The sequence below is a fragment of the Ruegeria sp. AL1 genome (assembly GCF_056540905.1).
Window position 1 is genome coordinate 163,503 of the sequence record NZ_JBQFXP010000007.1, and the last position, 14,214, is coordinate 177,716.

Here is a 14,214-nt window from a genome sequence, read left to right on the forward strand (position 1 = left end):
AACCGTGCGTTCTGCGTCGCATTGCGGCCAGTTCTGCGCACGCTTATACGCAAGACCAACGTGAACAGATTCTACAGGGAGCCCCAAAATGTCGAACGCGCAACTGGAAGCCGCCATCGAAGCCGCGTGGGAAGCGCGCGACACCATCACCCCCGCGACCTCAGGCGAAACCCGCGAGGCAATCGAGGATACGTTAAACGCCTTGGACAGCGGCGTGCTGCGGGTGGCCGAGAAGCTGGACAGCGGCGATTGGTATGTGAACCAGTGGGCCAAAAAGGCAGTCCTTCTGGGCTTCCGCATCAAGGACATGGAAATCCAGACCGGAGGCCCGCAAAACGGCGGCTGGTGGGACAAGGTCGACAGCAAGTTCGCCGGTTGGGGTGAAAACCAGTGGAAAGCCGCTGGCTTCCGCGCGGTTCCGAACTGTGTCGTCCGTAAATCGGCCTTTATTGCACCGGGTGTGGTGCTGATGCCATCTTTCGTGAACCTCGGGGCCTATGTGGACGAGGGCACCATGGTCGACACATGGGCCACTGTCGGATCCTGCGCGCAAATCGGTAAAAACGTGCACCTGTCGGGCGGCGTCGGCATCGGCGGCGTGCTGGAGCCGATGCAGGCAGGCCCCACCATCATCGAAGACAACTGCTTTATCGGTGCCCGGTCCGAGGTGGTCGAGGGCTGTATCGTCCGCGAAGGTTCGGTTCTGGGGATGGGCGTGTTCATCGGCAAATCCACCAAGATCGTCGATCGCGAAACCGGCGAGGTCACCTATGGCGAGGTCCCGCCCTATTCGGTGGTTGTCGCAGGCTCAATGCCGTCTAAGAACAACATCAGCCTCTATTGCGCGGTGATCGTAAAGCGGGTGGACGAGAAAACCCGGTCCAAGACCGGGATCAACGAGTTGCTGCGCGACTGATCTCACGGAGTGTTTTCCGTGAAAAGGCCGGGGAAGTAGCGCCCCGGCCTTTCCTCGTTTGTTACTCTCATAGCTACAAATTTTAACGCGTTAACAAAACTGGGTCCCTATTTGGTCCCTGAAGCAGGTGTTCTTGTTATTTGGTCTTATAGATGAAAGCCGGGGTTTCGCCGTGCTCTTCATCGTTGTTGTAGGTTTCGCGGTTTTCGTTCTCACCGGTCTCACCGCCTTCGTTTCCGCCGGTCTCGCCGCCTTCGTTTCCGCCGGTTTCGCCGCCTTCGTTTCCACCGGTCTCGCCGCCTTCGTTTCCACCGGTCTCGCCGCCTTCGTTTCCGCCGGTCTCACCGCCTTGGTTTCCGCCGGTCTCGCCGCCGCCTTCGTTTCCGCCGGTCTCACCGCCTTCGTTTCCGCCGGTCTCGCCGCCGCCTTCGTTTCCGCCGGTCTCACCACCGCCTTCGTTTCCGCCGGTCTCGCCGCCTTCGTTTCCGCCGGTCTCACCGCCGCCTTCGTTTCCGCCGGTCTCGCCGCCGCCTTCGTTTCCACCGGTCTCACCGCCACCTTCGTTTCCGCCGCCTTCTTCTTGAGCAAACGCAGGGTCTGCCATGAAGGTTGTGATGGCAATTGGAGTTAATGCCAGAGTAAAAATGCTGGCTGTGGTGGTCAAAAGCTTGGATAACACGCTCATTTAATTCCCCTTTTCAAAAAAAATTTACTGCAGTGCCGAAATTCTATGAATTGGGTCGTCGACCTCATAATGACCCGGTGTAGAGTCGCCTGATGGGCCAATACTTGCGTGTATCTGCAAGTCGGATGGGCAGAAACAGGCTCAATCTCAACCTATGGGAATCGATTCGAGGTCCGCACAATCTATTCGAGCAAACAAGTGTTTTTCTGAGAGTTTCGCGGATCGCGCAGATTCGGCGACCGTAAAAGCGAAGCTGAAGGCAGGCCTATGCCGTACCGTGATACCGTGCATTCTTATAGTTTGCGCCTCAGTTAAGCCTGATTTTCCAGCAAAAAGACCATTGCGCCCATCGGATTTAGAACACGACTTCGTTAAGCGGATATTTCTGGTGGTGGCGGGAACGGGACAGGTGGGGTAAACCTAGTATTAAGAATGGGGGATGCACTAAACATATCGGACAGTTACCCAACTGACTTCGGTGAACGACGTCAGGTGTCAGTTCTGTTTGCGGATATGGAAGACTACACCGCGATTGTGTCCGAACTGGGTGAAGAAAAGACGCTCGACTTTTTGCGGATTGTTTATGAGCTTTTGACCAAATCGGTCGAAGAACATGGCGGCACAGCGCGGGATTTTGCCGGCGACAGTATTATGGCGCTGTTTGGCATTCCCGATGCATTGGAAGACCCGGCTTTAAGGGCCTGTCGTGCCGCGATTTCAATTCATGCGGCGATGGATACCGCGTCCGACGATCTTCAGGCCCGATTTGGCCTGCGGCCAAAGATGCGGATCGGAGTCAGTTCAGGCAACGTCCTGGTAGCAGCGGTTCAGGGCGACGGCGCACCGGCGACCGCCGTGGGTAATACGGTCAATCTGGCCGCGCGTGTCGAAAGCCTCGCGCCCGCTGGCGGCACCCTGATTTGCGACACGACCCGGCGGTTGGTGGAATGGGTGTCCGAGGTGAAATTCGACGGGGAACACCACCTCAAAGGGTTGACCAAACCACACAAGCTTTGGGAATTGCAGGCGGTTCAAAGCGGTGTTACCCGATTTCATTCCTCACTGGCGCAAGGTCTGAGTACCTATGTTGGACGCATTCCCGATCTGAGGATCATGTCCGAGGCTCTGCAGCAATCGAACGACTCGATTTCAGTGGTCGATCTCGTGGCCGAGCCGGGACTGGGCAAAACACGTCTGGTGCATGAGTTCCTGAACAGGCTCAAACCCGAAGGGACCAGAGTTCTGACCGGGCATTGTTTTGCCGATGGTCAGCAATCGCCCTATCTGCCGATCCTTGAGATCATTCGCACGGCGTTTCAGATTCGCGACAAGGCAGATCCCCCCGAGATTCAACGAAAGCTCACATCGGGCCTGACGAGCGCGGGTCTGGCTTCGGATGAAAATCTGGGGCTGATGATGAATGTTCTGGGGCTTGCACCGCCGCAAGGATCGCTGGACGGTCTGGATGGTGTTCTGATCGGACTGCGGACCCGAAGCCTGTTGCCGAAACTCCTGCAGGCGTTGTGTGGTGTCGGGCCAGTGATTCTTGTCATCGAAGATGCGCATTGGATGGACAGCGCCTCGGAAGCTTTGCTGCGTGATCTGGTCGAAGGCGAAGGGTATTCAAATTTCCTGATGATCCAGACCCGGCGTCCGGAATACGATCCGCGGTGGGCACCTAATTCGGCGGTCCGTACCATTGCGCTGAAACCGTTGGCGGCGGATGACGTCGCCTATATGGCGCAGACACGTCTGGGCATCGACACAGTGCCCGATGAGTTGACCACCATGTTGGTCAATCTTGCGGGCGGCAATCCGTTATTTGGCGAAGAAATCCTGACCTACCTGATGGATCAGGGGGCTTTGCGCGTAGATGGCGGCGCCGCCAGCTATGACCCAGACGCCAGCACAAGCCTTGTCCCGCCCAGTATGCAAGGATTGCTGGCCTCTCGGGTGCGGGTTTTGGGACAGGGCGATCGCGCATTGTTGCAGGCCGCCTCGGTCATCGGTCGCCGGTTCGATCCGGGTTTGCTGGCCCATGTCCTGGACCAGTTCGAAGATGTCGGGCGAGCACTGCAACGATTGCAGGAAAAGGACATCATCTACCGCGAGGCGAATTCGTCAGACTACATGTTCAAACATGTCCTTCTGCGCGACTGTGTCTATGACAGCCTTGTCAGCCGGCATCGCGCTGCATTGCACCTGGAGATCGCGCAAACACTGGAACGGCGCAATGCCAACCGCTTGCATGAAGCAGCCGAAACTCTTGCGTTTCATTATGGCCAGACCGATCAGGCAGCCAAGGCCTTCACATATAGCGCCATGGCCGGGGCGAAATCGCTGGGGGTGTTTTCGCTGGACGAAGCCAACCGTCACCTTCTTGCGGCATTGACTCTGTATAAGGCCGACCCCAGCTGTGCGACATCGGCACAATTCGTTGAGCTTGCTGCCAATTTCGGGCTGTGCTCGAATATCTCGATGCGGGTGGTTCAGCTGATTGACATGGCAGAAGGCCTGCAGACTGCGCTGGACAAGATCGGGGATCATACCAAGCACGCCCTGTTTTTGCATCACCACGTCTCATGTCTGGTTTGCAACGGAAAATACCGCGAAGCGCATAGTGTCCAGCAAAAACTGAGCAGTATGGCTGAACGGCTTGGCGATCCGGTGTCCAAAGCATATGCGATGGTCAATGCGCTGTCGGTGTCGATCTATTTTGATCCAATACCGAATGCTGAGTTTGAAGACGCCAAGCGGGACATCCAGCAGGTGCTGAAACATCTGGACGATGCATATATCCAGAACTTCTATCTTGCGACCGTTGGTTGGAACGAGCTGACCCGGGGCCGGGTTTCCGGCGCAAATGAGGCCGCCGAACAGATGATCGCTGACGGCACCAGCCGGGGCGACCCCCGTTCTCTGGGTTACGGGATGGCTATGAAAGCGCTGATTGCTATGGTTACGGATGATCACGCGCTGGCCTTGGCCCAAGCCGAAGCGGCGCGTGCCGCCTCGCATGTGGAATTTGAGCGCGCCATTGCCGACGCCGCACACGTGGGCGCACTTGTGCCATTGGCCAAGCCAGGCGCTTTGCAATCTGTGCAACGTCACATCAACGCCTGTCAGGCGCAGGGCTGGGCGTTGTTTACCGTGGGCCCGGAAACCATGCTGGGTGTGGCGCTGGCAATGGACGGGCGGATTTCCGAAGGAGTGCAGCAGATCGAGACCGTAATCCGCCAGCGCGATCTGGATGGATCGCAGGTGGCTGCTGATTGGGGGCGGTTGTATCTGTGCGAGCTGTATTTGGCCATTCTGACCGGTGAAGGGGGCGGGTCTTTCCGGGTTTTGCTGAGAAACTTGCGCTCAGTCCTGCGCATTTTTGTTTCGGGAGAGAAGCAGCTGATTTCGATGATCGAACGGGTGCGACAGAATCCGCAATTTGACCCGTCCGGTCATTACATTGCCCGTTGTGACATGATTATGGGTTTGTTGTGCAAAGCGAAAAAGAGACAGCAACAGGCGCAGCAATATCTGTCGCGCGCGCGTCGCGTCGTACTGACAGCCGGCGATTCACCGATGCTGGTCAGAATTGACAAGGCGCTCTCGGATCTGGCCTGACCCTGTCGCGGCGACGCTTGACCGCCCTGATTCACATCGCTATGGCCGCGCATATGGAAAAGCAAAAGAAACCCTCACGCCAGCAAGTCTATACTCTATTGGTCCAGATTGGCCGAAAGGAAGGGGACGGGCTGCCCGACAAGGCAACCGGCGCGGCGTTGATGTGTTTTGCCAGCGGTGTGGATGAGGCCGAGGCCGTGCGTGAAACGGTGGCCATTCTGAAACAGGCCGACACTGCGCCACTGGACGTAACGGGCTATGGCACTTTGGCCGAGCGCGAGGCACAGGGTCATGACATCGCGGAAGAAGAGCGGGCGCTCATGCAACGCGCGCTGGACGAGAACGCGGTGATTGTTGCGCAGATGACGCCGTTTTTCGGCGACGAAGCCGAGGCTTAGTTCCGCGCTCCGAACCACTTGCGGTAAATCTCGTCATAGGTTCCGTCTTCGCGCAAGGCCAGCAGGGCCTGATTGACATCCTCGACCAGCGGGGAACCGGTCGGAAACGCGATGCCGTAATTCTCTCTCAGAAACACTCCGCCGGTTACCGAAGCGATCCGGCGTCCCTCGTGCGAGGCGTAATAGGACAGGATCGGGGCGTCAAAGACGATCGCGTCGAGTTGGTCGCCCTCAAACGCGGCGATCATACTGTCGAGATCGCCATATCCCTGGAACTCAATTTCCCGCCGGTTTAGGAAACTGGCCGCTGTCGACCCGGAAATGGTGCCGACCTGCTTACCGTAAAGATCGTTCACCGAATTCACGTTGCCGGTGATCGCGTCCACCGTCATGACCGAGGTGATGCGGGCGGTAAACACTGACACGATGAACAGGGACGAGACCACGAGGACCACGCCCAGCAAGCGCCCGAATGGGGTTCGCGGCATGCGCTCTTCAAAACCGCCGTTGACCACAAGATTCAGGGCCCACCAGAACGAGGGGAACCAAGCTTCGTTCAGCTTGCGGTCAAAATAGGGCTGCGCGCGGCGCTCAAAGCTCCACATCAGCATGCCGCCGCCAAGCAGGATGGCAAAGGCCAGACCAATGGCGATGAACAGCTCGCGCGACAAAAGGGCCTGTAACAGCGACGGGCGCCGGGCAGCGTCGGACGGAACCATGATCTGCAGCCCTGCTTCAAAGATCGGCTGACTGAAATCCATCACGGTTTCACGGGTTGCGGTGATTGAGATGTTGGCAATCGCCAGATCAGCCGTCCCGTCCTGAACTGCCAGCAGCATGTCGCCAAAGGCGTCAACCCGATTGGTGTCGTATGTCCAGTTCAGCGACTCGGCCAGCGCGGCCAGTAAATCCATCGAAAACCCGGTTTGTACGTCGTCTTCGACATAGGAAAACGGGGGGCGGGTGACTGTCGTGACCGTCAGTGTTTGCGCCACGCTTTGCTGAGCAAGCGCAGCGACTGTCAGGCAAATCCATGTGAAAAGGGCGCGAGTCATTGTCTAAAACCTGTTTCGCGGCCCTGTAGCGCGATTTTGAGACGGGTCACAAGGTAATCGCCGGGTCATCTGAAATGTTTTATTGGCGTATCAATCCGATACGATCTGCCAAATCCTTTTCAGAAAACGTCGCGCAGGGGTTGGCAAACTGGCCAATTCGTTGAATCTGTGCGCGAACCTGCGTGTAGGATACGGGAAAGGGCCACATATGACAGACCCGGTAAAGTTGACGGCGGACCTTATCCGTTGCCCTTCGGTCACACCTGACGAGGGCGGGGCCTTGGTTCTGCTTGAGGGAATTCTGTCTGACGCCGGATTCGACTGTACCAGGGTTGATCGAGGCGGTGTCAGCAACCTTTTTGCCCGATGGGGTGCGAAAGGTCATGCCCGCAGCTTTGGGTTCAATGGCCACACGGACGTGGTGCCGGTCGGGGATGAAGCGGCGTGGACAAGGGCCCCCTTTGGCGCGGAAACTCACGACGGGGTGATGTATGGGCGCGGGACAACCGACATGAAATCGGGCGTTGCTGCTTTTGCCACTGCGGCCATCGATTTCGTGAGCAACACACCTCCGGACGGGGCCATCATTCTGGCCATCACGGGGGATGAGGAAGGCGACGCGCTGGACGGCACCACCGCCTTGCTGGATCACATGGATGCCGCGAATGAACGTATGTCGGTCTGTCTGGTAGGTGAGCCCACCTGCCCGAACCACATGGGTGAGATGATCAAGATCGGGCGGCGCGGGTCGATGTCGGCCTGGTTTACCGTCACCGGTGTGCAGGGGCATTCGGCTTATCCGCATCGGGCGAAGAACCCTTTACCCGCAATGGCGCGGCTGATGGATCGGCTGGCCAGTCATGAACTGGATCAGGGCTCGGACCATTTTGATGCCTCAACCTTGGCGGTTGTGACCATCGACACCGGCAACCCGGCCACCAACGTGATCCCGGCGCAATGTGCGGGCACGGTGAATATCCGGTTCAACGATCTGCATTCCGGGGCCAGCCTGAGCGCGTGGCTGAAAGATGAGGCCGAGAAAGTGGAGCAGGAGTTCGGTGTCGCGGTCGATACCCGCATCAAGATCTCGGGCGAAAGCTTTCTGACCCCGCCCGGACCGCTGTCTGATCTGGTGGCAAGGGCGGTGGAGTCTGAGACCGGCGTGCAGCCCGAACTGTCCACGACCGGGGGCACGTCCGACGCGCGGTTCATCAAGGCGCATTGCCCGGTCGTTGAATTCGGTCTGGTGGGCAAAACCATGCATCAGGTCGATGAATGCGTCGAGGTTGCGCAGATTGAACAGCTCAAGGCGATCTATTCCCGTATTCTGACGGAATATTTTGCCTGACCGATGCAGCGCACTCTGGTGATCATGGTGAAAGAGCCTCGCCCGGGCCGGGTCAAGACGCGGTTGGGGCGCGATATCGGCATGGTTGGGGCGGCTTGGTGGTTCCGGCATCAGACCTGGTCACTGATCCGCAAGCTGCGCGATCCGCGCTGGCAGATCGTGCTGGCGGTGTCGCCGGATCGCGAAGGGTTGCGCAGCCGTATCTGGCCTGCGGACCTGCCGCGCGCGGCGCAAGGACCGGGTGATCTGGGTGATCGCATGGGGCGGATGTTGCGGGGCATGCCGAAAGGGCCGGTTTGCTTGATCGGGGCCGATATTCCCGGGATTTCACGCGCCCATATCGCGCAGGCCTTTGCCGCGCTGGGCCAGGCGCAGATGGTATTCGGGCCCGCACCCGATGGGGGCTATTGGCTGGTCGGGGCGCAGCGTTATGCGGCCCTGCCGCGCGGTCTGTTCCGCAATGCCCGCTGGTCGACGGAACATGCGCTGGCGGACACGCTGGCCTCGGTTCCGGGTCTTCGCGTCGCGCTGCTGGGGCATCTGCGCGATGTGGATACGGTGGCCGATCTGAGGCGTTGAAATTTTGGTCATGACGCCGTCGCGCGCCCGTGATACGCCGAAATCATGACTCGCATCCCCACCAAGCAGGAGGTCCTCGACTGGATCTCGGCGAACCCCACCCTGACCTCGAAACGCGATATCGCCAAAGCCTTTGGGATCAAGGGCGCAGCGCGGATTGACCTGAAGCGCATCCTGCGTGAATTGGAGGCCGACGGCCACTTGGAAAAGCGCAAGCGCAGCTATGGTGACCCCGACAGGTTGCCTCCGGTCAGCGTGTTACAGGTGAAGGCCCCGAACGCCGATGGTGACCTGTTTGCCCGCCCGCTGGAATGGCATGGCGAGGGGGTCGAGCCCATCGTGCTGCTGATAACCCGCGCCAGCGACCCGGCGCTGGGCGAGGGCGACCGAATTCTGGCCCGCCTGACCGTGGTGCATGAGGAAGACCACAATTACGAAGCCCGCCTGATCCGCCGCATCGGGACCAACCCGCGCAAGATCGTCGGCATCTTTCGCAAAGGGGCCGAGGGTGGGCGGATCGTGCCCATCGACAAAGCCGGACAAAACGAATGGCTGGTGCCCGAAGGTGCCCTGCTGGGCGCAAAGGATGGCGAACTTGTCGAGGCCGAACAGGCCGGGCCCAAGAACCGCATGGGCCTGCCCCGCGCGCGGATTGTCGAACGGCTGGGTAACCCCACCGCGCCCAAGGCGGTCTCGCTGATCGCGATCCACCAACACGGGATCCCGGACGACTTCCCCGACAAGGTGATCGACGAGGCCGATAAGGCCAAACCCGTTGGCCTGAAAGGGCGGGAAGACCTGCGGGATATGCCGCTGCTGACCATCGACCCCTCGGATGCGCGGGATCATGACGACGCCTGCTATGCGCACGCGGATGACGATCCCAAGAACCCCGGCGGCCATGTGATCTGGGTCGCCATTGCCGATGTTGCCGCCTATGTGCAGCCCGGCACGGCGCTGGACCGCGAGGCGCGCAAGCGCGGCAATTCCAGCTATTTCCCCGACCGGGTGGTGCCGATGCTGCCGGATCGTCTGTCGGGCGATCTGTGCTCGCTGCACGAAGGTGTCCCGCGCGCCTGTATCGCCGTTCGGATGCAGATCGATGCCGAGGGTAACAAGATCGGCCATAGGTTCGTGCGGGGCCTGATGCGCTCGGCCGCATCGCTGCATTATGCCGAGGTGCAGGAAACCATCGACGGCACCCCCAACGACCGCACCGGGCCACTGTTGGAGACGGTCTTGAGGCCGCTCTATGCCGCCTATGCCGCGCTAAAAAAGGCGCGAGCCGAGCGGCAGCCGCTGGAACTGGACCTGCCCGAGCGTCAGATCGTGCTCAGCGACACGGGTGAAGTAACCAGCGTGGCGTTTCGCGACCGGCTGGACGCACATAAGCTGATCGAGGAATTTATGATCCTCGCCAATGTTGCCGCCGCCGAGACCCTGATCGCGAAACGCCGCCCGCTGCTGTTCCGGGTCCACGAGGAACCCGCGCCCGAAAAGTTGGAGAGCCTTCGGGAAACCGCTCAGGCCGCCGGGTTGAACCTTGCCAAGGGGCAGGTGCTGCAAACCCGCCATCTGAACGCGCTGCTGAACGCTGCCGCAGGGACGGAAGATGCGGAACTGATCAACCTGACCACGCTGCGCTCGATGGCGCAGGCCTATTACAACCCCGAGAATTTTGGTCATTTCGGGCTGGCACTGCGGAACTATGCGCATTTTACCTCGCCGATCCGCCGCTATGCCGACCTGATCGTGCATCGGGCACTGATTTCGGCCCATGGCTGGGGCAAGGACGGGCTGACCGAGGACGAAATCGGGCGGCTGGAGGAAACCGCTACCCATATCTCGGACACCGAACGCCGATCCATGATGGCGGAACGGGATACCACCGACCGCTATCTGGCGGCTTATTTGAGCGAGCGGGTGGGCAATGAGTTCACCGGCCGCATCAGCGGCATCGCGCGTTTCGGGGCCTTCGTGAAGATGGATGAAACCGGCGCGGATGGGCTGGTGCCGGTACGGTCTCTGGGACGCGAGTTCTTTCATTTCGACCGCGAGGCCGGGACGTTGATGGGGTCTGACACCGGCCTCATCATCGCCATCGGCCAGCGCGTCACCGTGCGGCTGACCTCGGCGACTCCGGTGACGGGTGGATTGGAACTGGAACTGCTGTCGATTGACGATCAGGCTCTGCCGCGCGGTCGAGGGCCAGCCAAAAGGGCGACGCGGCGCAAGGCGGTCAGCACCAAGCGCAAGAAGGACAAGATCAAGCGTAAGGTCGAACGCAAACGCCGTCAGAGGTGATAGGTCAGCGCCCGCGCGATCAGCCAGCCATGCCGAGTGGCGTCGATTTGCGTGGGGTCGTCAAACAACACCGCCCGGTTGCCGTCGATCCGATCCTCGCCGGGAAAGGCCGAGGTGAACTCGCCCATTAACCGGCTCTGGCAATGCACAAACAGCGCAAAGAGTGCCGCCTTATGCCCGCCCAATCGGATCGTAGACCCTTTGGGTGCAAGATAAGCGGGCTGGCCCCAGCGCAACGTTTCTTGCAGCGGCTGAGCTTGGGGAAGGGCCACCGCAGTCTCGAAGATCAGCGCGCGCAGGACCAAAGCCCCCGCACGCGTGTTCTCCGGCAGCGCATCATAAGCGGCGGCCACATTGGGGTCGTCAAAGGGCGTCATAGGGGGATCGCCTGCTCCATCCGGGTCACGTAACTGTCCAGCAGCTTATCCTGTTTGATCCGGCGGGTCAGCGCGGTATCCGCAGGCGTCGCGCGCATCGCCGCCAGCATGGGCCCAACGCTCATATCCGCTGAGGTCGGGGCGTCGCCCATCAGATAGGGGGATTGCCACAGATAGGCTGAAATCGCTTCGAGATCGCGTTCCAGCCTGTCCTGCCGTTCGGCCGGCGAAAACCGCGACACGCCCTGAAATGACAGCCCTTTGAGCACCGATTTGCGGATCGAATTGGCCACAGGTTTGCGGATCAGTGCCGGGATCGTGGTGAAGAACGTATCCTGCAGGATCGGCCAGATCTCATCATTGGCCCAACGGTCCTGCACGATGTGAAAATACAGATGTTCCTCGGCCAGACGGATCAGCGCGCGGGAATGGGCCTTCTGTACGTCGTTCAAACCGGTATCGAAATCGGCCCCCTGCGCCTCCAGCCACTCGCGGATCAGGTCGCTGTCGGGGACCAGACGTTCGGGCGTGCGCAGGACCGGCAGCTTCTGATGCGGCATTTTTCGGGGGTCCAGCATGTCTGACCGCTGCCAGCGCTGCCCTGCGCTTTGCAGCATCAGTGCGGTCTTTACGCAGAAGGGGCTGGCACTGAACTGGCCAAAGGCTGAGGGGAAGGTGAGTAGGGTCAGCATTGGGGGCTCCGTCGTTGAGATGACATGAGGATAGGGTGGCCTGATGACAGAAACCGTCATCAGGTTTAGGGTAGCTTCCATCATGTCCCGCACCGCCCGCCTGTTCCAACTGATGCAATCGCTGCGCTCTGGACCGTCGCCCCGAACGTCGGTTCAACTGGCGCAGGATCTGGGTGTATCGCCGCGCACGATCCATCGGGATATCGACGCGCTGCGCGGCCTCGGTGCCGTGATCGACGGCGAGGCGGGGTTTGGCTTTACCCTGATCGAAGACGCCACACTGCCGCCGCTTGGCTTCACCAATGATGAACTGGAAGCGTTGGTTCTGGGCCTGCGTGAAGTGCAGCTGATCGGCGATCCAGCGCTGTCGGACGCGGCCAGCGCGGCCCTGCGCAAGCTGCAGGGACGGTTGCCGCCGCGCCAGTCGCACCGGCTGAGCCATGCGGTGCTGACCGCGACTCGGTTCGACCGGCCCGCAATGCCCACAATCAAGGTCGCCGACCTGCGGCAGGCGGCGTGGGATGAGCGTGCGGTCGAGTTTGCCTATACCGATGCCAAAGGCGCGGCCACCCGCAGAAAGGTCAATCCGCTGAGCATCGTTTACATGGATCGTGCCAGCGTTCTGATCAGCTGGTGCCATCTGCGGCAGGATTTTCGGGTGTTCCGGCTGGACCGCATGCAGGATATGAACATGACCGAAGACAGCTTTCGGCCCAACCGCGTTGCGATGCTGCGCGACGCGCTGGCGCAAATCCGGGCCGAACGGGAAGCGGAAGCGCGCCCAAAGCCAACCTGAGCGTTTTGAGAATTTCCGCTTTTGCGCTATCATCCTGCCTGAGCAGTAATCAGGAAAAAACGGAATGCATAAATGCATAAGCGGCGTCATGACCGCTGCATTATGGGCATCCATAGTGCAGGCGGGCCCAATTCAATCGAAAGACGGAACCTTTGCGCAGGGCGGCCAATATCAGATGGCCTCGGCAGATGTGACGGTTTCAATCCGACCGGTCCTGCGGCCCGCATCTAGGGAGGTCCGGGTGTCTACAGAAGGAAACGCACGGTTTCAGGCGTGGCTTGGAGCGTTCCGGGACCGCGCCGCGCAGCAGGGCATTGATGCGGAGACGCTGGACCAGGCGCTGGCCGGGCTGCGTTATGATTCAGATGTCATCAAGCGCGACCGCAATCAGGCGGAATTCTCCAAGCCGATCTGGGAATATCTGGACGCCGCCGTTTCTGACCGGCGCATTGCCAACGGGCGCGCGGGGCTGGAGCGGTATCAGGCCACGCTCAACCGGATCGAGGCGCATTATGGCGTTGAAAAAGAGGTGGTGACGGCGATCTGGGGCCTTGAAACTTCTTATGGGTCTTTCCGTGGAGGGGATCAGACAATTCGCTCGCTGGCGACGCTGGCTTTCGACGCACGGCGCGCGCAGTTCTTTGAACGTCAGCTGATCGCGGCGTTGGAGATCATTCAGGCTGGAGATGTTACATCTGCGCAGATGGTGGGCAGTTGGGCCGGAGCCATGGGGCATACCCAGTTCATGCCGACCTCGTATCTCGAACATGCGGTGGATTTCGACCGCGACGGGCGTCGCGATATCTGGTCGGAAGATCCGACAGACGCGCTGGCCTCGGCCGCGTCTTACCTAGCGCGGCATGGGTGGGTCAAAGGTCAACCCTGGGGTGTCGAAGTGCGGTTGCCAGATGGGTTTGATTACGCCATGGCCAGACGGGATCAAACCCGGATGCCGTCAGACTGGGCCGCCCTCGGGGTTGTTTCGCGCGGTGGCCAGCCGGTTCCGGATCACGGTCAGGCAGCCATTCTGTTGCCTGCGGGCGGGCAGGGCGTGGCGCTGATGATCTTTGAGAATTTCCGGGTGATCGAGGCATATAACGGGGCTGATGCCTATGTCATCGGGATCGGTCATCTTTCTGATCGTCTTGCAGGCGGTGACCGTTTTCAGGCCAGTTGGCCTCGTGGCGACCGGGTGTTGAGCTTTACCGAGAAGAAGGAACTGCAAACCTTACTGACTCAAGCCGGGTTTGACACCCAGGGTATCGATGGACGCACGGGGCCCAATACGACAGATGCGGTGCGGGCTTATCAACTGGCGCAAGGATTGTTGCCGGATGGATATCCGTCCCTGCGGCTGCTTGAGCGGCTAAGGTAGAGCGGGGGGGCTCTGCCCCCGCCGCGGCAAGCCGCGACTCCCCCGGGATATTTTTGGCCAGATGAAGTCGG

At 60.1% G+C, this 14,214-nt stretch carries 12 protein-coding genes; 8 read left to right on the forward strand and 4 right to left on the reverse strand.

The window, feature by feature from the left end; all coding sequences use genetic code 11:
* The first annotated feature begins 88 nt into the window (after nucleotides 1-88).
* Nucleotides 89-916: a 2,3,4,5-tetrahydropyridine-2,6-dicarboxylate N-succinyltransferase gene (dapD, locus tag ACRZ9X_RS12895; protein ID WP_480519438.1), complete on the forward strand. Its 828-nt coding sequence runs from the start codon at nucleotides 89-91 to the stop codon at nucleotides 914-916.
* Between the two features lie 136 nt (nucleotides 917-1,052).
* Here the strand turns inward: dapD and ACRZ9X_RS12900 are convergent, their stop codons facing one another.
* Nucleotides 1,053-1,601 carry a hypothetical protein gene (locus ACRZ9X_RS12900; protein ID WP_480519440.1) on the reverse strand — a complete coding sequence of 183 codons (549 nt, stop codon included), beginning with the start codon at nucleotides 1,599-1,601 and terminating at the stop codon, nucleotides 1,053-1,055.
* Between the two features lie 492 nt (nucleotides 1,602-2,093).
* Here ACRZ9X_RS12900 and ACRZ9X_RS12905 point away from each other — a divergent pair, with 492 nt between their 5' ends.
* Both ACRZ9X_RS12905 and ACRZ9X_RS12910 read left to right on the forward strand, forming a co-directional pair.
* Entirely contained in the window at nucleotides 2,094-5,219 is a 3,126-nt protein-coding gene (locus ACRZ9X_RS12905) for an ATP-binding protein (RefSeq protein WP_480519442.1), read from the forward strand.
* Between the two features lie 53 nt (nucleotides 5,220-5,272).
* Complete coding sequence (locus ACRZ9X_RS12910; protein WP_480519657.1) at nucleotides 5,273-5,617, forward strand: hypothetical protein; 345 nt, start codon at nucleotides 5,273-5,275, stop codon at nucleotides 5,615-5,617.
* Here the strand turns inward: ACRZ9X_RS12910 and ACRZ9X_RS12915 are convergent.
* A complete protein-coding gene (locus ACRZ9X_RS12915; RefSeq protein ID WP_480519444.1) occupies nucleotides 5,614-6,672 on the reverse strand; it encodes a transporter substrate-binding domain-containing protein in 1,059 nt (352 codons plus the stop codon). The two genes, ACRZ9X_RS12910 and ACRZ9X_RS12915, sit on opposite strands and share 4 nt — an antisense overlap.
* Before the next feature lie 208 nt (nucleotides 6,673-6,880).
* Here ACRZ9X_RS12915 and dapE point away from each other — a divergent pair, with 208 nt between their 5' ends.
* From dapE to rnr, 3 genes are read left to right on the forward strand one after another with little or no spacing between them, the layout of a single operon-like run.
* Complete coding sequence (gene dapE / locus ACRZ9X_RS12920; RefSeq protein ID WP_480519446.1) at nucleotides 6,881-8,020, forward strand: succinyl-diaminopimelate desuccinylase; 1,140 nt, start codon at nucleotides 6,881-6,883, stop codon at nucleotides 8,018-8,020.
* Nucleotides 8,021-8,023: 3 nt separating this feature from the next.
* A complete protein-coding gene (locus ACRZ9X_RS12925) occupies nucleotides 8,024-8,599 on the forward strand; it encodes a TIGR04282 family arsenosugar biosynthesis glycosyltransferase (protein ID WP_480519448.1) in 576 nt (191 codons plus the stop codon).
* A gap of 45 nt (nucleotides 8,600-8,644) precedes the next feature.
* Complete coding sequence (gene rnr / locus ACRZ9X_RS12930; RefSeq protein ID WP_480519450.1) at nucleotides 8,645-10,903, forward strand: ribonuclease R; 2,259 nt, start codon at nucleotides 8,645-8,647, stop codon at nucleotides 10,901-10,903.
* On the opposite strand, the gene ACRZ9X_RS12935 is transcribed toward rnr, so the two are convergent.
* Nucleotides 10,894-11,280 carry a DUF1801 domain-containing protein gene (locus ACRZ9X_RS12935; protein WP_480519452.1) on the reverse strand — a complete coding sequence of 129 codons (387 nt, stop codon included), beginning with the start codon at nucleotides 11,278-11,280 and terminating at the stop codon, nucleotides 10,894-10,896. The genes rnr and ACRZ9X_RS12935 overlap by 10 nt on opposite strands.
* Nucleotides 11,277-11,972, reverse strand: coding sequence for a glutathione S-transferase family protein (locus ACRZ9X_RS12940; RefSeq protein ID WP_480519454.1), 696 nt, complete (start codon nucleotides 11,970-11,972; stop codon nucleotides 11,277-11,279). The genes ACRZ9X_RS12935 and ACRZ9X_RS12940 overlap by 4 nt, the downstream gene beginning before the upstream one ends.
* Before the next feature lie 82 nt (nucleotides 11,973-12,054).
* On the opposite strand from ACRZ9X_RS12940, the gene ACRZ9X_RS12945 reads away from it, so the two are divergent.
* Nucleotides 12,055-12,768, forward strand: a complete 714-nt coding sequence (locus tag ACRZ9X_RS12945) for a helix-turn-helix transcriptional regulator (RefSeq protein ID WP_480519456.1) — start codon at nucleotides 12,055-12,057, stop codon at nucleotides 12,766-12,768.
* A gap of 88 nt (nucleotides 12,769-12,856) precedes the next feature.
* Nucleotides 12,857-14,143, forward strand: coding sequence for a lytic murein transglycosylase (locus ACRZ9X_RS12950; protein ID WP_480519458.1), 1,287 nt, complete (start codon nucleotides 12,857-12,859; stop codon nucleotides 14,141-14,143).
* Nucleotides 14,144-14,214: the final 71 nt, after the last annotated feature.